Genomic DNA, 17,470 nt, shown 5'->3' with positions numbered 1-17,470 from the left:
TAATCTCCACTGCGTGCGTGCATTCACGCAAAGGTAAAAAACAATAACGGGGTGGCTATGGCCACCCCGTTGAGTATTATCAGCTATCTATTCAGCTCAGCGCCTTTGCAGATATTAATTTCTGGTATTAGCTACTGAGTTTCTTTTCAAGATAGTGAATGTTGACGCCACCTTGGCGGAAATAACTATCTCTCACCAAATCTTTTTGCAGATCAATATTGGTCTTGATCCCCTCGACTAGCAGCTCATCTAGGGCGTTGCGCATACGCGTCAGGGCAATCTCGCGATCAGCCCCCCAGGTGATTAGCTTGCCGATCAGTGAGTCATAATGAGGCGGTACGGTGTAGCCAGTGTACAGATGAGAGTCCATACGCACGCCAAGGCCGCCCGGAGCATGGAACAGGGTGACTTTGCCCGGAGAGGGCATAAACGTACGCGAGTCTTCCGCATTGATCCTGCACTCAAAAGCATGGCCATTGATCTTTACGTCTTCTTGGCGAATCGAAAGTGGCAGGCCGGAGGCAATGCGCAACTGTTCCTTAACGATATCTACGCCTGTGACCATCTCGGTGACAGGGTGCTCTACCTGTACACGGGTATTCATTTCAATAAAGAAGAAATCACCGTCTTCGTATAGAAACTCAAAGGTGCCCGCGCCACGATAGTTAATTTCGAGGCACGCTTGGCGGCATGCTTCTAGCACCTTTGCACGCGCTTCCGGGTCGATTCCAGGGGCCGGCGCTTCTTCCAGAACCTTTTGGTGACGACGCTGTAGAGAACAGTCGCGATCATAAAGGTGGATAGCATTGCCTTGGCCGTCAGCCAGCACCTGGACCTCAACGTGGCGGGGTTTCTCAAGGAATTTTTCCATGTAAACCGTGCCATCGCCAAACGCTGAGTGCGCCTCAGTGCGAGTGACAGTAATAGCTGAAAGCAGATGGCCTTCAGTGTGCACCACCCGCATGCCGCGGCCACCACCACCTGCAGCAGCTTTGATAATTACCGGATAGCCAATGCGGCGTGCAGTGGCTAGGTTGGTGGCTTCATCGTCACCTAACGGGCCGTCTGAGCCAGGTACGGTAGGAACGCCAGCAATCTTCATTGCTTCAATGGCACTAACTTTATCACCCATCAGGCGGATAGTTTCCGCGCGCGGGCCAATAAAGGTAAAGCCAGAGCGCTCAACCTGCTCAGCAAAATTAGCGTTTTCCGAGAGAAAGCCGTAGCCAGGATGAATGGCGCTTGAATCTGTCACTTCAGCAGCGCTTATTAATGCAGGAATATTCAAGTACGACTGCGCTGAGGAGGCGGGGCCGATGCATACCGCTTCGTCGGCCAAGCGAACATGCATCAATTCACGGTCGGCTTTGGAGTGAACCGCAACGGTTTTAATCCCTAGCTCTTTACAGGCCCGGAGAATACGAAGGGCAATCTCGCCGCGGTTTGCGATAAGTACCTTGTCCAGCATGGGAGAATCCACCCGTGTTGTTGTGAAAGATTAAGCGATGACGATCATAGGTTGATCGAATTCCACCGGCTCTCCGTCTTCCACTAGGATGGCCTCGACGACGCCGTCGCGATCGGCTTCAATTTGATTCATCATTTTCATTGCTTCAACGATACATACCGTATCGCCTTGCTTAACCGTATCGCCAACTTCCACAAACGATTTGGCGCCCGGTGCTGGGCTACGGTAGAACGTGCCTACCATGGGTGAATTAACCGCTTCACCTTGATAGCTTACGCCTTGGGGCTCTGCATCAGCAGCCGGAGCGCTGGGTTGAGCTGGTGCCTGCTGCATAGGCGGCATTTGAGCGTACTGTGGCATCGGCTGAGGCTGCCATGTTGCACCATTCGGATGGCGGCTGATGCGGACGGACTCTTCGCCTTCCTGAATTTCGATTTCGCTAATGTTTGATTCTTCGAGGAGTTCAATCAGTTTTTTAACTTTACGAATATCCATACCTGTTGCCCCAAAAGTGATGAAAGTTAATCGCAATGCAGTTGAGTATTGTATCGCCAACTGCATTGAGCGCCGTTACAGCGCAGTAAACCTTGTTTGAAAATGAAGAGAACGCTGCACGATGTTGAACGTTACCCGGTGCTAAGTCCTAAAACATGAAGATTTTAGCTGATATGGCTGCGAAGTTTGCCGAAAAAGTACGGGCATGTCTAGTGAAGGCCGACATAAGCTCGTTGCTGGTTATTTAAACAACCGTTTGACGACGTTCGCGACACTAGGTGGTCACAGGCTTAAGCTCAGCCTTGTTGCCAGCGCCGTAACGCTTCCAGGTGGTGTACCAGTTGGGTAGCCGTTATTTCGCCTTGAATGCGCGCATCTCGTACTTCTTCGCCCTGGCTAAAAAAAAGCAGGCTTGGTGGGCCGAATAAGTTAAATCGGTTTAGCAGTTCCCGACTTTGCGCATCCGTATTGGTGACATCGACCTCAATCAGGCGGAAATCGTTAAATGCAGCGACCACATTGGGGTCTGGAAAAACATCGCGCTCCATTAGCTTGCAGGAGATACACCAGTCAGCAGTGAAATTAACAAAGGCAGGCTGTTGGGCGCTCGCGGCTTCAGAGAGTGCGGTTTCAAGTGCGCTCAGTTCATCAACTTGCTGAAAAGCAAGCGTTGCTTGCGGCGTGCCGCTGTCCGTTGAGGAGCTGGATACCGTTAAGGGGCGCAATGGGTTGCTGCCGCCCTGGGCAGCGCCAATGACAAGAGCAATGCCCCATGCCAGTAACATCAGTCCTAATGTTTGTCGTGCTTTAGGCCAGCCTTGTGACTGATTCATATTTAAGGCGCCCAGCATGAGTGCGCTACCTATGGCCAGCGCTGCCCAGAGCAAAAGCGCTATCGAAGGCGGTACTAATCGCTCAACCATCCAAATGGCAACGCCCAGTAACAGCAATCCGAAAGCAATTTTAACGCCGTTCATCCAAGCGCCTGAGCGGGGTAGCATCGTTGCCCCAAAGGTGCCCACTAATAGCAGTGGCACACCCATGCCTAGGCCTAGTGCAAATAAAACAGCTCCGCCCATGGCAGCGTTTCCGGTCGAGGAAATAAACACCAACGCACCGGCAAGTGGGGCTGTTACACAGGGTGAAACCACTAATACCGATAGTGCGCCTGCCAGGGCTAGGCCTGCAGGGCCGCTTTGCTGTGCACGTGCTTGCCAGCCGTCAATTTTTGAGGCCAGTCGCGGCGAAACCCTTAAATCAAACGCCCCGAACATAGCTAAGGCAAATAGCGTAAATAGAACAGCAAAGGTAATCAGCACCGGCGCTGATTGCAGGTGGGCCTGAAGATTTAAGCCCGCGCCAAACAGACCCATCAACACACCGACTAACGCGTAGGTGGACGCCATGCCCAAAACATAGCTGGCTGAGAGTACAAATGCTCGGGGTCGAGTTGGTTTTTGTCCTACGATAATTGAAGACAAAATAGGCACCATCGGTAGGACGCAGGGCGTGAAAGTAAGGCCCAGTCCAGCGATAAAAAATAACCCCAAGGCAAGAGGGAGGCTGGCGCTGCCGAGCAATGCGCTAAAGCGGCTGTCTTCGCTTTGTGGAGCTGAAAATTCAGTGCTGCTATTGGTGCCCGCGGTTTGACTAATTTGCTGGTCATCGCTGCCTTCATCGCCTGACAGTGCATGATCTGCAGCGTCCCAGTCAGCAAAGGCCGTGGGAGGAGATGACTCTAAGGCTTCGAGCGATATAGTTTCTGGCGGATAGCAAAGACCTGCGTCGGCACAACCTTGGAACGTCAGTTCAATATCGATCGGGCCACTATAGGAGGGGGAAAATGGCGTTTCAAAGACTAATTTGTCACGAAAAACATACACATCGCCCATGAATTCATCAGTTGTGAATGTTCCTTGCGGAAGTAGCGGTTCATCAAGGGATACAGCGTCCGTTTTGCTGCTAACGCTAAATTGATGGCGGTATAAATAATAGTCGTCCGCAATATCGATACCAATATAAATGGCGCTGCCATCATGCCAAGCAGTAGGCTGAAAGGCTTCTAGAACAGGTAAAAAATCGCTTTGATTACTGGAAGAGGAAAACCACTGAGCATGGGCTAGCAGGGGAAGCCAGCAGAGTAACAGTAACAGACTTAAACGCTTAAAAGGCAACACGAAGTATCCTTACGCAGACGGATCAGGGAGATTTTGAAATAGCATATCCTACCTTGTGATGTCAGCGTAGATGCTGCGGTGACGTGACGCGCTTCTTCATGCTGCGTTAATGTTGAATCTCAGGCCTCGGAATTAAACGACAGATAATAGAAAAGGCTGCCACATGGGCAGCCTTTAAGAGGAAGTGCGGTCTGACTTTATTGCTCAACCCGATAGATTAAGCTTTTTGGTAAGCCGCGACTGATTTTTCAATCGCTTTGCGTGCCGCTTCAACACCTTCCCAAGACTCTACTTTCACCCACTTACCTTTTTCGAGGTCTTTATAGTTCTCGAAAAAGTGAGCGATTTGCTGACGTAGCAGTTCAGGAAGATCAGTCACTTCTTGAACATCATCATACAGAGTGCTCAGTTTGGGATGCGGGACGCATACCAATTTTGCATCTTCGCCTGCTTCGTCGGTCATATTCAAAATGCCAACAGGGCGAGCGCGAATAATGCTGCCCGGAGCCACGGGGTGGGGGGTAACTACCAAAGCATCCAGCGGGTCGCCATCATCGGCCAGGGTGTGGGGGATAAAGCCGTAGTTAGCCGGATAGAACATGGGGGTTGCCATGAAGCGGTCAACCAGAAGGGCACCCATATCTTTGTCGATTTCATACTTAATCGGCGCGTGATTAGCGGGAATTTCGATCGCCACGTAAATATCGTTGGGCAGATCCTTTCCAGCGGGGATGTTATCGAAGTTCATCGTTTATTCCTTGGCTTGGCTTATTTAGTGCGAAGGCTAAGCAGTTGATGCATTGCATTAATGGCGGAGAATTATACGAAGTTGGCTAGTGGATTACCAATGCGACATAGGTGTGTGCCGCTAACAATGACGATGAATCCAAAAATAAGCGTCGTTTTTCGCCATCACGACGTTTGGCGGGCATCGCTTCCCTTGATCAGCGTGTATCATAACCACTGTGTGGTTCCCATGAAGAGCCTAAAGCCTAGGAGGATGAGTTGGCGCACGCCCAGTTACTAATTAGTTATGGCCAAGCCTTTGTGGCCCCTGATAGGCGTCTACACCGTAGCTCCATGTCGGTGCGGTTGCCTGATGCGCAGCTGTTGAAAGTAAAAGGGGGGTGCGCAGTTATTAGTGACTCGATTTCTCGTAACACCTTGGCTAAACAGGCAGGTGATTTAAGTGTTCGTGGTTTTTTGGCTGACTATTACTCTACGCCTGACCACTGGGACACGAAAACGTCGGCAACCCGGGTGCTTCGTGCTCTCAATGGTTGGTGCTACAGCCAAAGCAAGCATGTTAAAGAAGGAAGTTTCGTATCTTCGCTATCCGCGATGGTCTTTCGCGAGCGTGAAGCGCACCTATTTCATATGGGGGATACGTTAGTTTTTCGATTGCGAGGCGCTGAGTTCGAGCAGCTAACCCGCGACCATGTGACCGATATTGGCGGCTATCGTTACCCCTCACGTGCTTTGGGGATGGATGGAAGCGTCGATATCGACTATACCCATCTACCGCTTAAGCAGGGCGATTTTTTTGTTTTTACTACTCAGGGCGTCCGTGGCACCTTAATGCCATCTGATTACGTTCGCCTGATCCGCCAAAATGCCAGTGATCTAGACGCAGCCTGTGAGTGCCTCGCGAGCGAAGCAAAGCAGCGTGCCCAAGATAGGGGGTATGGAGGTGATCAATTTTGCTTCCAACTGCTGCGTATTGATGAGCTACCGGAAGAGTCTGAAGATCACCCAGGGCTTATTTATGGTGACCTGCCTATTCCCCCTGAACTGACGCCAGGAGAGCGGTTTGATGGGCTTGAGGTGCTGTCGGTGCTGTCACGTAATGCGCAATCAAGAGTTTATCGCGTCCGTGATGTGCATTCAGAGCGTGAAATGGTGATGAAAGCACCCAGCCCAGAACTCTCTTTGCGTAACGCTTATCTGGAACATTTTTTACTGCAGCAATGGGTGGTAGAGCGTGTAAATTCACCCTTTGTAGTCAAAGTAATGCAGTCGTCACGACCACGCCGTTACCTTTATTACTTAATGCAGCACGTTGAAGGTGAAACGCTCCGCCAGTGGGCAGAAAGGCACCCACAAGCGAGTTTGGTGCAGCGTCTGGATATCGCCAATCAACTGGGTAAAGCGGTTCAAGCGTTGCATCATCGCGATATCATTCATCAGCAAATTACCCCTGATAATGTACTGATCGACCCCCACGGCAAACTCGTGTTGGCAGATTTCAGTGCCTGCCACATGCGCGAGGTGGATGGCCATCGCCACTCGGGCGAGCTACTTCGCCAAATTGGTTTTAATGAACACACGGCCCCTGAGTACGCACTGGGTGATAGCGTAGGTCGGCGCAGTGACCAGTATTCATTGGCATCAACGGTCTATTGGTTGCTTACAGGGGCATTGCCTTATACGTTGACGCCTAATCGACTGCGCAGCCATACCGATCTTGAAGAACTCAGCTACCGTAGTGCCCGAACAACCAATCCAGAAATATCGACTGAGCTTGATGACGCGTTACGTCGTGCTCTAGATCCTCAGCGTGCACTACGTTTTAGGCGGCTCTCCGAATTTCTTCATGCCTTAAGAGTCCCGTTAGGGCGCGTGCCCAGTCGTGAGGAGCCTCGCCAAGAGTCACGGCGTTTTTGGCAGGGGGTGGCGGGTATTCTGCTGCTCTTATTGGTGCTTTCTTGGTTATTGCGCTAAAAGCTTAACGTTGCTCACTTAATAAACGCTAACCATAAAAAACGGGGCGATGAATCATTTCATCGCCCCGTTTTTACAACACGCTAACTATTTACAGCGTGAATTTAGGCAGTTTCTGTTCCACTTTTGCGAGCTTTAGCTTAGCTACTTTAGGCAGGCCGTTTTCAAACGGAGGGAAATCCTCGCCCTGAATGAGCGGAGAGAGATACGCTCGGCAAGCGGGTGTAATCGCAAAACCGTTTTCGCTAATGAAATCCCGTGGCATGAATTTTTCTTGGTTAGCCACTTGTGACAGCGGCGCCGAGATGACATCCCACTGATAGGGTTCCTGTGAAATACGGCGTATGGCGGGCATCATGGCATTTTTGCCTGCAAGTGCTAATGTTACCGCCTCGCGGCCCACTGCATAGGCTTGTTCAACGTCGGTTTTAGAGGCCAAATGGCGCGCCGCGCGCTGTAAATAATCAGCAACTGCCCAGTGGTATTTGTAACCAAGGTCTTGCTTCACCATCCCTGCAAGTGTCGGCGCTACGCCGCCTAATTGGCGGTGCCCAAAGGCATCCGTATTGCCGGCATCGGCAAGGAAAGTGCCATCTTCATAGCGTGCGCCTTCAGAAACAACGATGACGCAATAACCGTACTTCTGAACGCACTCTTCAACGCGCGCCATGACCGCTTTACGGTCAAACGATACTTCAGGAAAGATAATCAGGTGAGGCGGCTCGCCTTCGCCTTCACCCGCTAAACCACCTGCAGCTGCAATCCAGCCAGCATGACGGCCCATCACTTCAAGGACGAATACTTTAGTGGATGTGGCGCACATAGACGCAATATCCAATGAGGCTTCAAGCGTAGAGGTGGCGATATATTTGGCAACGCTACCAAACCCGGGGCTGTTGTCGGTAATAGGCAGATCGTTATCAACAGTTTTCGGTACATGAATCGCAGTTAGCGGGTAGCCGAGTTTTTCAGACAGTTGGGACACTTTGAGGCAGGTGTCTGCGCTGTCACCGCCGCCATTGTAGAAGAAGTAGCGAATATCGTGGGCTTTGAAGACTTCGATTAAGCGTTCATATTGAGCACGGTGAGTGTCAATGTCTTTCAGCTTATAGCGGCAGGAACCAAATGCACCGCCAGGCGTGTGGCGCAAGGCAGCAATCGATTCATCGCTCTCTTGAGTCACATCGATGAGGTCTTCCGTTAAGGCACCGATAATGCCGTTATGACCGGCATATACCTTGCCAATCTGGTCGGGCGCTTGTCTGCAAGCTTCGATAACGCCACAGGCGCTGGCATTGATGACGGCGGTAACGCCACCGGACTGGGCGTAAAAGGCATTATGCTGGGCCATGGAAACGTCTCATCTCCTGAAAACGGATGGTTAAAACAGTAGTCAAGCAAAGGACAATAATTATCCTTTGCCTGTGTTAATCGTTGTGCGTTTAGACGCGTGTAATGCTAGAGCACGCTTCTATATAAAATTGTGCAAACGCGGGGTTTGCAGCGGCGAAGTTTAGCGCAAAGCCTCAGTGGGTGCATCTTGGGGCTCATTACTCGCTGTCATCCAGTTCTTGTTCCTGCTGAGCCAGCCGCCATCCGCCTAAGTCTTTATAGCGGTTGACCATCGCACAAAAGAGCTCTGCTGTGCGTTCGGTATCGTAGCGGGCCGAGTGGGCGGACTTGTTATCAAACTCGATACCTGCCGCGCGGCACGCACGAGCAAGCACTGTTTGGCCGTATACAAAGCCTGCCAGGGTTGCTGTGTCAAAGCTGGAAAAAGGGTGAAACGGATTCCGTTTTACGCTGCAGCGGTTCGCCGCCGCATTTAGGAAGCCATGATCAAAGGCAGCATTATGACCAACCAGTATTGCCCGTGAGCACCCATGTGCCTTGATTGATTTGCGGATGGGGCGAAAAATTTCACCTAGCGCTTCAGATTCGCTTAGCGCCACTTGGCGACGCAGTGGGTCATCTAGATTAATGCCTGTGAAATCAAGCGCAGATTGCTCAACGTTCGCGCCTTCAAACGGATGAATGTGATACGCGTAAGTGGCGTCGGGTAATAAATTACCGTCAGGGTCCATGGTAAGCGTCACGGCAGCAATTTCGAGTACTGCGTCACTTTGGGCGTTAAACCCACCCGTTTCTAAATCAATGACAACCGGCAGATAACTGCGAAAACGTTGGGCCATCAATTCGCGGGCAAATGCCTCGCTCATGCAGCTCTCCTTAGTAAAGCGAGTAAGTAGTTAAAATAAGCGGTTAAAGCAACCCCTTTGTTGGCTATGATTCTAGCAGCTTTACCCCTTAGGCGTCGTTGACGGTATTCGCTGAGCATTGAGAGCGCTATACTCGTAGTTTATGTTATTGCACTGCGCTCAGCGCGGTGTCGTTGGGTGAACTACTTTTCATGAACAAGGAGCAAAGAATGTCCGATGTCAAAAAGGTTGTGCTGGCGTATTCAGGCGGCCTGGACACATCCGTTATCGTTAAGTGGTTGCAAGAGACCTACAACTGCGAGGTAGTGACCTTTACAGCCGACATCGGTCAAGGTGAAGAAGTCGAGCCCGCACGCGCTAAGGCTCAAGCACTGGGTGTTAAAGAGATCTATATCGAAGATCTTCGCGAGGAATTTGTTCGCGATTATGTATTCCCAATGTTCCGAGCGAACACCATCTATGAAGGCGAGTATCTCCTCGGCACTTCTATTGCTCGTCCGTTGATTGCTAAGCGCTTAATTGAAATTGCTAATGAGACGGGCGCTGATGCCATTTCTCACGGTGCAACGGGTAAAGGTAACGATCAGGTTCGTTTTGAACTGGGTGGCTACGCACTCAAACCTGGCGTGAAGGTTATTGCGCCCTGGCGCGAGTGGGATCTCACTTCGCGTGAGAAGTTGATGGCTTACTGCGAAGAGCACAATATTCCCGTTGATTTTTCTAATAAAAAGAAAAAATCACCGTACTCCATGGATGCCAACCTGCTGCACATTTCTTATGAAGGCGGCATTTTGGAAGACCCATGGGCCGAAGCAGAAGAGGACATGTGGCGTTGGAGTGTTTCTCCTGAAGCCGCGCCTGAGCAGCCGACTTATGTAGAGCTGACGTTTGAGAATGGCGATATCGTCGCTATTGATGGTGAAGCGCTTAAGCCTCATGAAGTGCTTGAAAAGCTTAATAAACTAGGTGGCGATAATGGTATTGGCCGCCTGGATATCGTTGAAAACCGTTATGTTGGTATGAAGTCCCGTGGTTGCTATGAAACACCGGGGGGCACGATCATGCTCCGTGCTCACCGCGCCATTGAGTCGCTGACGCTTGACCGTGAAGAAGCGCACTTGAAAGATCAACTAATGCCTAAATACGCTGAAGTGATCTACAACGGTTATTGGTGGAGTCCAGAGCGTCGTATGCTACAAGCGGCGATCGACGAAACACAGAAAAACGTTGCGGGCGTTGTTCGCATGAAGCTCTATAAAGGCAATGCAACGGTTGTAGGGCGTAAGTCCGAGCAGTCGTTGTTTGATGAGTCGATTGCAACGTTTGAAGATGATGCGGGCGCGTACGATCAAAAAGACGCAGAAGGCTTTATTAAGCTGAATGCATTGCGTCTACGGATTGCTGCCGGTAAAGGTCGTCAACAGAGCTAAGCATGCTAAGCGGCCAGACGCAGTCTGGCCGCTTTTATTGCGAAGGAGTCCGAATGTTTAAAAAACTATTTTCTGGCCTGTTGGGTGGCGCGGGGGCTGGCGCCTCGGAAGGAGGCACCAAAGCGGCCGAGCCAGTTGAATATAAAGAGTACTTAATTGTGTCTCAGCCTGATAACCAAAGCGGACAATTTCGGGTTAGTGGTTGGATCCGTAAGTTAGATGGCGAGGGCGTTACTCATGAGCACCGCTTTGAACGCTCTGACATGCTGCCAGGTCGTGATGCTTGCGATGCGATGATGGTCGCTAAAGCGCAGCGCTTTATTGATGAAGTGGGTGAGGAGATGTTTACGGCTGATCCTCGTAATGCTAGTGACACCTAGCAAGCTTTTCGTTTAGTTGAGGAGCGGAGTATGCACATGGTGTACCGTGCTTCCCCTTGGCGCTCCTTGGTATGTCATCATGGCTCATTGGATATCTCGGCGCTAAGTGCTCCACTTCGCGATTTTTACGCGCATACCTCTCTTTTTAATCCATCCTTATCTGACGCCTATGCCGCACAGCTCTCTTTTGTTGAGACATTGCTGCGTTATGACTTGCCTGCTTGGCGTATTAGCGAACTCATTAGCGACCACATCGCTTGGCTTTATCGCCAATCGATAGCAGCAGCGCTAGATGAAATGCAGGCACAAGGGTGGGGTAAGCCGCCGGTGGATTACTGCGTTGTTACGCTCGGCTCGGCGGCACGCTTTGAAAGCTTGCTTGGGCCTGACCAGGACAATGCGCTGATTATTGACGACTATCCTGACGCTCGACACGTTGAAATTGATGGCTACTTTCAGGCGCTAGGCGAACGTTTTACACAACGCTTAGATGAAGCGGGCATTCCGCTTTGCCGTGGCCATGTCATGGCGCGTTGGCCAATGTGGCGCAAGCGCTTGAGCGAATGGCAGCAGCAATTTGCAATTTGGAGTGCGGATCGTCAGGTTAAGCGGGTGCAGCAAACCAATATATGGCTCGATTTTTATCCTGTGGCAGGGAATCCTGAGCTCGCACAAACGTTAGGCCAACGGGTGCGTTCAACTCTCTCAAGCGCGCCTTTGTTCATGGATGAAATGGCGGCGTTGTTAGATGAGTTGCCGGTGGCGCTTGACCGGTTTGGTCGCATTGCTTCACATCCTGGGCTAGCTGCTCCCTATGACCAAGCAATCGATCTTAAGCGACAAGGATTGATGCCTCTAATAAGCGCTGCCCGATTACTCTGTGTGCGATACCAGCGAAGTGAGATAGGAACACGTGAACGGCTAACGGCACTTGCCCATTTCACACGTGCGTTGACGAAGGAGCAATCGGACTTACTGATAGCCGCTTTTAACCGTATGCAGCACTTGCTGCTAGAGCAGCAGCGCCACAATAAGTATCACGGGCAGACAGCTGACGGCTGGGTGGACCTGCGACGTCTTCGTGATGATCAGCGGTTACTGCTGAAATTTGATTTACAGCAAATCAAAGCGTTTGTTAACCAAGTAAAGCGCTTATAACGGCTATTCCCCTGTAAGCTGCGAAGAGTTACTTAGAGTTGACTCCTTAGGGGCTGCTGGCAGCTCTAGGGTTAAGCATGCGCCACCTAGCGTTTTAGCGTCTTCCACCCAAAGCCTTCCACCAAGGTGAGCAATAATGCCTCGACTGATAGGTAAGCCAAGGCCGCTACCTTTGGGGCGCCCGCGTGGTGTCTCACCGCTTTGCTGTATTTGATGAAATTTCTCAAATACGCGCTCACGCTCGTCAGCGCTGATACCTGGGCCGTTATCTTCAACGCTTAAACGAAAATGATTACGGTGCCGATAAAGTGCCAGCCGCACTTGAGGCTGCTGGCGGTCAGCAAATTTACTGGCGTTATCGAGCAGGTTAATAATGACTTGCTCCAAGCGGTCTTGGTCACCGACCACCATGGCGGGGTCAGCCGCTAAACTGATATCGAGGGTAATACCTCGATCTTCATGTAAGCGGGCAACTGCATCGATGCTCTGCCTCGCTAGGGCTGCTAGGTCGAGGGTGACAGGATGAAGCGTCAAGCGACCGCTCTCTAAGCGCGCAAGGTCAAGAATTTCCTCGATTAAACGCGAAAGACGCTGGCTCTCATGGACAATAACGCCCAGAAAATGTTGGCGTTTTTCATCGGGTAATTGATCACTATCGCGTAATATTTCGGCAAACGCGCGTATCGAGGTTAGCGGGGTTCGAAGCTCATGACTTACCATCGCGACAAATTCGTCCTTCAGGCGGTCAAGCTCGCGCAGCTGTTCATTGGCACTGCGTAGCTCGTCACTTACGGCGACTAATTCTTGTGATTTTTGCTCTAGTCGACGGTTGTACTCCAGGGTTTGTGACGTGGTGTCTAAAATACTCAAAATCGACTCAAGATCCAGTGCTTCTCCGCGTACCACTGAATTGATTAGTACGCGCGCTGATGCACTGCCAAGAGAGCCTGCTAGCGCCTGCTCTGAACGGGTAATTAGATCGGCCGTTGCCGGTTCGTCTGAGCGGTAGTCGCTTTTATTAATGCTTTGGTTAAACACCCGATGGGTGACTTGGTTGCCAAGGTAGCGAATAAGTAATTCTTTTAAGGCGCCTTGAGTCGTCTGTCCTCTCCATAAAGAGGTCGTTTGCAAGTTAGGGTGTAAGGCGCCAGTGAAAAGGGCGGCTTGGGTTTGCTCAAGTGGCGTAGGGCGGCTAAAAAGTGACACGCCAATCAGTAAGCCAACATTTGCCAGCATACTCCACAGCAGTGCGTGGGAATAAATATCCCAATCTTCCAGGCCAAATAAGCGGTAAGGCATCAGCCATGAAATGCCCCATGGCCCCTGAGTTAGAAACGTTGCATCTAACCAACCGGATTGGGCAAAACCTGGCAGCAGTAACGTATAGCACCAGACTAAAAAGCCTGCGATTAAGCCAGCGGTGGCTCCTTGGCGAGTCGCGCCGCGCCAGTAGAGGCCAATTAACAGGGCTGGGGCAAATTGTGCCACCCCCGCAAAGGAGACAAGCCCGATAGTGACAAGGCTGTAGGAGTCACCAATCAGCGCGTGATATAGATAGCCAAGCAGCAGTATCAAAACGATGGCAATTCGGCGAATGCCCAACAGCCAACCTGCCAACTCGCCGGACGTGCTCAGGTGAAGGCGTTGTGTTCTTAGCAGTAAGGGCATAATGAGCTGGTTACTCACCATGGTAGAAAGTGCAATCGTTTCAACAATCACCATGCCAGTAGCTGCTGAAAGACCGCCTATAAATACGAGTAAGGGTAATCCTTCAAGCCCTGCAGAAAGGGGTAGTGTCAGCACAAAACTATCGGAATCGCCCGCGCCAGCTCCTAACAGAAGACCAGCAAAGGCGATAGGAATAACAAACAGGTTGATTAGCAACATATAAAGCGGAAATAACCAGCTCGCCCTGGCTAAATGCTGTTCATCGACGTTTTCGACAACCAGCACCTGGAACTGACGAGGCAGGGTTAAAAAAGCCAGAAAAGCCAGTATTAGCATTCCGGCCCAGCCAGTGGCACCGCCTGGTACGCTTTCCAATCCCATTTTTTCCGCGACTTCTGGCATCGTGGCGACGCTGGCGAATAGCGCGCTGGGGCCTTCATACAACACAAACACCACAAAAATACCGACGGCCATAAACGCAATTAGCTTCACCAGTGATTCCAAGGCAATAGCAGCAACCATTCCCTCATGTCGTTCACTGGCATCGAGATGGCGGGTGCCGAAAAGTATAATAAATACCGCAAGCACTAAGGCGACCCAAAGCGATTTGTCCAGCCAGAAACGCTCATCAACCAGGGTGGCATCCGCTGTATTGGGGTAGTTCACAAGTATTGCATGGCTAACGGTGATTGCTTTTAACTGCAGGGCAATGTAGGGCGTTATACAAATAAGGGCCATTAATGCAACGAGTGCGCCTAAGCTGGTGCTTTTGCCATAACGAGCACTAATGAAATCAGCAATAGAAGTGATGCGCTGGCGGGATGCGATGCGTACCATTTTGCGAATGACTACAGGGGCGAGAAGCATCGCCAGGGTTGGACCAAGATAGATAAGCAGGAAGCTGGGGCCATGGTCTGCTGCGCGTCCCACGCTGCCATAGAACGTCCAGGCAGTGCAGTAAACGGCAATCGATAGCGCATATACCGTGGGCGAGCCAATTAATGATCGGCCCTGCTCGGCACGACGATCCCCCCACGCGGCGACGACAAATAGAAGCGCCAAATAGCCAAATGCCGTTCCTAGAATCACTGCATCTGTACGCATGATCAGCGTCCCGAACGTTGTTCCATTAACCAGGCGGTGAGGCCAATTACCGCGCCCCAAGCAATAAAGAGATAAAGCGGTAACCAGCTCATGCTCAAAGAGCTGAGCCGGTCAACCATGATAATCAGCGGGGGGCTGAAGAGCAGTATTGCTAGGGCGAATAAGGCTATTAAACGCTCGATTTGCCGTGAGCCTGGATGTTTCATGAGGCGCTAGCATCTTGACGATCAAACGCGTTGGCCTGCAGCGCCAACAGCTGCTCTAACGTGTCCACGCCACGTGCTTCAAGCCGGGGTAACAACGCTAGCCATAATTCAGCGGTTACACGGGCGTCACCAAGCGCCGTGTGGCGAGTGCCTGGTGGGAACGTAAGATCGTATCGTTGTGCCAAGGTATCTAAATCATGCCCATCTAACGCTTCGTCTAATGCTCTTGAGATTAATAAGGTATCGATGACAGGCAAATCAAAGATAACCCCTTTGTTAGTAATGGCGAGCATATCAAACGCGGCATTATGCGCTAATAAAACCGCTTCACCGATGTAATCTCGAAAGCGCGTTAGGACAATATCAAGGGGCGGTGCGCCGGCCACATCAGCATCTGTCAATCCGTGTATCGCTGTACTGGTAGGGGGGATTGGACGTTTCGGATCGACTTTTTGATCAAAGACCTCGCTGGCCAACAGCCGCGCATTGACCACCCGACAAGCCCCTAGGCTAATCACCGTATCCCCTCGGCGAAGCTCAAGGCCGGTGGTCTCAGTATCAAATGCAACCACCTCTAAACTGCGTAACGTGCGGTTAGCCAATTCCTCATCGGGTGGCGGCAGGTCAGCAATGCCGAAATCATGGAACTCTGGTCGCGGAGGTGCGGTTTCTCGAGGCGCCCCAACGCGCTCCATGGCTGGTAGCGGCAGGCGCAGGCGCGCATGAATAGCATCATCGTCAGCAAGGCTCCAAATATCGCTCGCATGCTGGCGCAGTACGTCTGACACCAGCGGATTAAGCGGCAGCGATGGCAGAGGCTGGCGACGCCATTTCGCTAGCTCATGCTCTGGTAAGGGGCTGCCTTGCCAAATTAAGTCCAAATAAACCCGCTTGTTGCCAAGGCATATCTCACCTTCAAAATGGCTAACCGGCAGGTGAGAGTTAAGATGCTTGACTAAGGAATCAAACAGCACAATCAGTGCCGGTGCGTCGCCTTTAAACCAGGCAGGCATGCCGACGGGGGTGATGAGTCGATGCGCTGGATCTAAGCGTTCATCCAGGGCTTGCCAGAAGTCATTCGACCACATGGGAGTCAAACGCTCACCTTGATGTTGCAAATCATCCAATAGCTGCCCGATTTGGCCAACATTATCACCCAGGGTCGCTCCTTCCTCTTGGATTACCTGCTCGAACCGCTGACGTAATGCTGGGTTCTCTGCGCCGTTATGGCGCAGTTGTATCAGTGCATCCGCTGCACTGGTCAGGCTTGCCGTATGTTGGCGTAGTAGGGGTAGCTTGGTGGCGAGTTCTGCTCTAACACCCATTTCATTTGACCAGGACGCGGTTGCATCGCTAAACGTTAGTAGTGTTTCTCCATCACTGCCAGGAACTCGACGTAGCACAACCTTTAACCAGCGGTTATCACAAGGGGCAAGCAGTTCACGGGGCGAACCATCCGCTGGTAGTTGGCTGAGAGCTTGTTGTAGGCTGGCAACGGGTAGTAGCGCTTCTAAGCGTTTACCCAAGCCCAACGCCGTATTATCGACAAAGAAATCTTCCGCGGCCTGATTGAATAGCATCAAACGGCGGTGGTGGTCACATAGCAATAAAGGGGTTTCGAGTACTTGTAGCAGCGTTTCTAATTCGCGGCGTATTTTTGCGGCGCTGCGTGCGCCATCGGCATGAGCCGTGGCTAATTGATTGCGGTCAATGCGCCAGCTCTCACGCACCCTTCGTAGGTCAGGGCCAAGCCCTTTTAGCCAGCCTTCTGGTGGGTGTTCATCACGAGCATCTGGGTTTGCCACTAATCTGGCTAGCTGAACCTGTAAATGGCGTAGAGGGGTGAACAGCATGCGTTCTAGTAGCAGGCCAACTAAAAATATCGTTGCGCCGCCGGAAAAACTGCCCAACCAGAGCGCTACACGGGTAGGGCCAGTAGGCGAAAGCTGAGCATCCAGCCACGCAGCAAAAATAGCGCCCCCCAGCAAGCTGATACCACTTAGCAGCAGCCATAGGCCAATGAGTCGCTGACGTTTAGGGAGCCCGTCACGGGTCATTGCGGGTTACCATTGAGCAGTGATTTAACTTTTTCAATTAGCGACTGGGTCGAAAACGGTTTGGTGATGTAGTCATCAGCCCCTAGCGCTAAGCCTTTCTCACGTTCGATATCTCGCCCATGGGCGGTCAGCATAATGACCGGCAGTTGGGCCGTCGCTTCTGAACGGCGAAGATGCTCTAGTACATCAAAACCGCTGATTCCGGGCAGGCTGATATCAAGCAGCAGCAGGTCGGGGGCGGAATCGTTGATACGTTCGAGTGCGGCTTCTCCGTCGTAGGCGGTGACAACTTGAAAGCCTGCCTGCTCCATTAAAAATTCCAGAGACAGTACAATATTGGGCTCGTCGTCGACCACGAGTACTTTGGCCATGATGCCCTCCCTAAAG

14 protein-coding genes are annotated in these 17,470 nt (G+C 51.5%); 4 read left to right on the top strand and 10 right to left on the bottom strand.

Annotation, left to right across the window (positions count from 1 at the left end):
• Positions 1-127: 127 nt before the first annotated feature.
• From accC to ppa, 4 genes are all read right to left on the bottom strand, one after another.
• Entirely contained in the window at positions 128-1,468 is a 1,341-nt protein-coding gene (gene accC / locus K7H08_RS01215) for an acetyl-CoA carboxylase biotin carboxylase subunit (protein ID WP_038484756.1), read from the bottom strand.
• Positions 1,469-1,498: 30 nt separating this feature from the next.
• Positions 1,499-1,963 carry an acetyl-CoA carboxylase biotin carboxyl carrier protein gene (gene accB, locus K7H08_RS01210; RefSeq protein WP_038484753.1) on the bottom strand — a complete coding sequence of 155 codons (465 nt, stop codon included), beginning with the start codon at positions 1,961-1,963 and terminating at the stop codon, positions 1,499-1,501.
• A 296-nt stretch (positions 1,964-2,259) separates the two neighbouring features.
• Positions 2,260-4,140 carry a protein-disulfide reductase DsbD gene (gene dsbD / locus K7H08_RS01205; RefSeq protein ID WP_231656986.1) on the bottom strand — a complete coding sequence of 627 codons (1,881 nt, stop codon included), beginning with the start codon at positions 4,138-4,140 and terminating at the stop codon, positions 2,260-2,262.
• Between the two features lie 217 nt (positions 4,141-4,357).
• Positions 4,358-4,888: an inorganic diphosphatase gene (ppa, locus tag K7H08_RS01200; protein ID WP_009724723.1), complete on the bottom strand. Its 531-nt coding sequence runs from the start codon at positions 4,886-4,888 to the stop codon at positions 4,358-4,360.
• A 257-nt stretch (positions 4,889-5,145) separates the two neighbouring features.
• Between ppa and K7H08_RS01195 the strand changes: the two genes are divergently transcribed.
• The gene (locus K7H08_RS01195) at positions 5,146-6,861 is read left to right on the top strand and encodes a bifunctional protein-serine/threonine kinase/phosphatase (RefSeq protein ID WP_038484747.1); all 1,716 of its coding nucleotides are present in this window, start codon (positions 5,146-5,148) and stop codon (positions 6,859-6,861) included.
• A gap of 91 nt (positions 6,862-6,952) precedes the next feature.
• On the opposite strand, the gene K7H08_RS01190 is transcribed toward K7H08_RS01195, so the two are convergent.
• On the bottom strand, positions 6,953-8,212 hold the full coding sequence (locus tag K7H08_RS01190; protein WP_038484744.1) for a 6-phosphofructokinase: 1,260 nt from the start codon (positions 8,210-8,212) through the stop codon (positions 6,953-6,955).
• Positions 8,213-8,411: 199 nt separating this feature from the next.
• Positions 8,412-9,080 (bottom strand): ribonuclease T, encoded by a 669-nt coding sequence (gene rnt, locus K7H08_RS01185; protein ID WP_038484741.1) that lies wholly within the window; start codon positions 9,078-9,080, stop codon positions 8,412-8,414.
• 209 nt (positions 9,081-9,289) lie between these two features.
• Between rnt and K7H08_RS01180 the strand changes: the two genes are divergently transcribed.
• From K7H08_RS01180 to K7H08_RS01170, 3 genes are read left to right on the top strand one after another with little or no spacing between them, the layout of a single operon-like run.
• Entirely contained in the window at positions 9,290-10,510 is a 1,221-nt protein-coding gene (locus K7H08_RS01180; protein ID WP_038484737.1) for an argininosuccinate synthase, read from the top strand.
• A gap of 53 nt (positions 10,511-10,563) precedes the next feature.
• Positions 10,564-10,890 carry an HlyU family transcriptional regulator gene (locus K7H08_RS01175; protein ID WP_038484734.1) on the top strand — a complete coding sequence of 109 codons (327 nt, stop codon included), beginning with the start codon at positions 10,564-10,566 and terminating at the stop codon, positions 10,888-10,890.
• A gap of 30 nt (positions 10,891-10,920) precedes the next feature.
• Complete coding sequence (locus tag K7H08_RS01170) at positions 10,921-12,048, top strand: DUF294 nucleotidyltransferase-like domain-containing protein (RefSeq protein ID WP_120386897.1); 1,128 nt, start codon at positions 10,921-10,923, stop codon at positions 12,046-12,048.
• A gap of 3 nt (positions 12,049-12,051) precedes the next feature.
• On the opposite strand, the gene K7H08_RS01165 is transcribed toward K7H08_RS01170, so the two are convergent.
• From K7H08_RS01165 to K7H08_RS01150, 4 genes are read right to left on the bottom strand one after another with little or no spacing between them, the layout of a single operon-like run.
• Positions 12,052-14,820, bottom strand: coding sequence for an ATP-binding protein (locus K7H08_RS01165; protein ID WP_231656985.1), 2,769 nt, complete (start codon positions 14,818-14,820; stop codon positions 12,052-12,054).
• A 2-nt stretch (positions 14,821-14,822) separates the two neighbouring features.
• Positions 14,823-15,026 (bottom strand): hypothetical protein, encoded by a 204-nt coding sequence (locus K7H08_RS01160; RefSeq protein WP_038484725.1) that lies wholly within the window; start codon positions 15,024-15,026, stop codon positions 14,823-14,825.
• The gene (locus tag K7H08_RS01155; RefSeq protein WP_231656984.1) at positions 15,023-17,083 is read right to left on the bottom strand and encodes a 3'-5' exonuclease; all 2,061 of its coding nucleotides are present in this window, start codon (positions 17,081-17,083) and stop codon (positions 15,023-15,025) included. The genes K7H08_RS01160 and K7H08_RS01155 overlap by 4 nt, the downstream gene beginning before the upstream one ends.
• Positions 17,080-17,454, bottom strand: a complete 375-nt coding sequence (locus tag K7H08_RS01150) for a response regulator transcription factor (RefSeq protein ID WP_038484719.1) — start codon at positions 17,452-17,454, stop codon at positions 17,080-17,082. The genes K7H08_RS01155 and K7H08_RS01150 overlap by 4 nt, the downstream gene beginning before the upstream one ends.
• Positions 17,455-17,470: the final 16 nt, after the last annotated feature.

It is taken from the genome of Halomonas sp. IOP_6, assembly GCF_021151565.1.
Taxonomy (GTDB): Bacteria; Pseudomonadota; Gammaproteobacteria; order Pseudomonadales; family Halomonadaceae; genus Vreelandella; species Vreelandella alkaliphila.
Note: the sequence above shows the minus strand (reverse complement) of the source record. Positions and strands in the feature narration are given on the sequence as shown.

What these genes read in the sequence shown, in the direction of transcription:
- rnt (WP_038484741.1), bottom strand. Translation starts at nt 9,080, where the DNA reads ATGAGCGAGGCATTTGCCCGCGAATTGATGGCCCAACGTTTTCGCAGT.
- K7H08_RS01175 (WP_038484734.1), top strand. Translation starts at nt 10,564, where the DNA reads ATGTTTAAAAAACTATTTTCTGGCCTGTTGGGTGGCGCGGGGGCTGGC.
- K7H08_RS01180 (WP_038484737.1), top strand. Translation starts at nt 9,290, where the DNA reads ATGTCCGATGTCAAAAAGGTTGTGCTGGCGTATTCAGGCGGCCTGGAC.
- ppa (WP_009724723.1), bottom strand. Translation starts at nt 4,888, where the DNA reads ATGAACTTCGATAACATCCCCGCTGGAAAGGATCTGCCCAACGATATT.
- K7H08_RS01150 (WP_038484719.1), bottom strand. Translation starts at nt 17,454, where the DNA reads ATGGCCAAAGTACTCGTGGTCGACGACGAGCCCAATATTGTACTGTCT.
- accB (WP_038484753.1), bottom strand. Translation starts at nt 1,963, where the DNA reads ATGGATATTCGTAAAGTTAAAAAACTGATTGAACTCCTCGAAGAATCA.
- K7H08_RS01155 (WP_231656984.1), bottom strand. Translation starts at nt 17,083, where the DNA reads ATGACCCGTGACGGGCTCCCTAAACGTCAGCGACTCATTGGCCTATGG.
- K7H08_RS01160 (WP_038484725.1), bottom strand. Translation starts at nt 15,026, where the DNA reads ATGAAACATCCAGGCTCACGGCAAATCGAGCGTTTAATAGCCTTATTC.
- accC (WP_038484756.1), bottom strand. Translation starts at nt 1,468, where the DNA reads ATGCTGGACAAGGTACTTATCGCAAACCGCGGCGAGATTGCCCTTCGT.
- K7H08_RS01170 (WP_120386897.1), top strand. Translation starts at nt 10,921, where the DNA reads ATGCACATGGTGTACCGTGCTTCCCCTTGGCGCTCCTTGGTATGTCAT.
- K7H08_RS01165 (WP_231656985.1), bottom strand. Translation starts at nt 14,820, where the DNA reads ATGCGTACAGATGCAGTGATTCTAGGAACGGCATTTGGCTATTTGGCG.
- K7H08_RS01190 (WP_038484744.1), bottom strand. Translation starts at nt 8,212, where the DNA reads ATGGCCCAGCATAATGCCTTTTACGCCCAGTCCGGTGGCGTTACCGCC.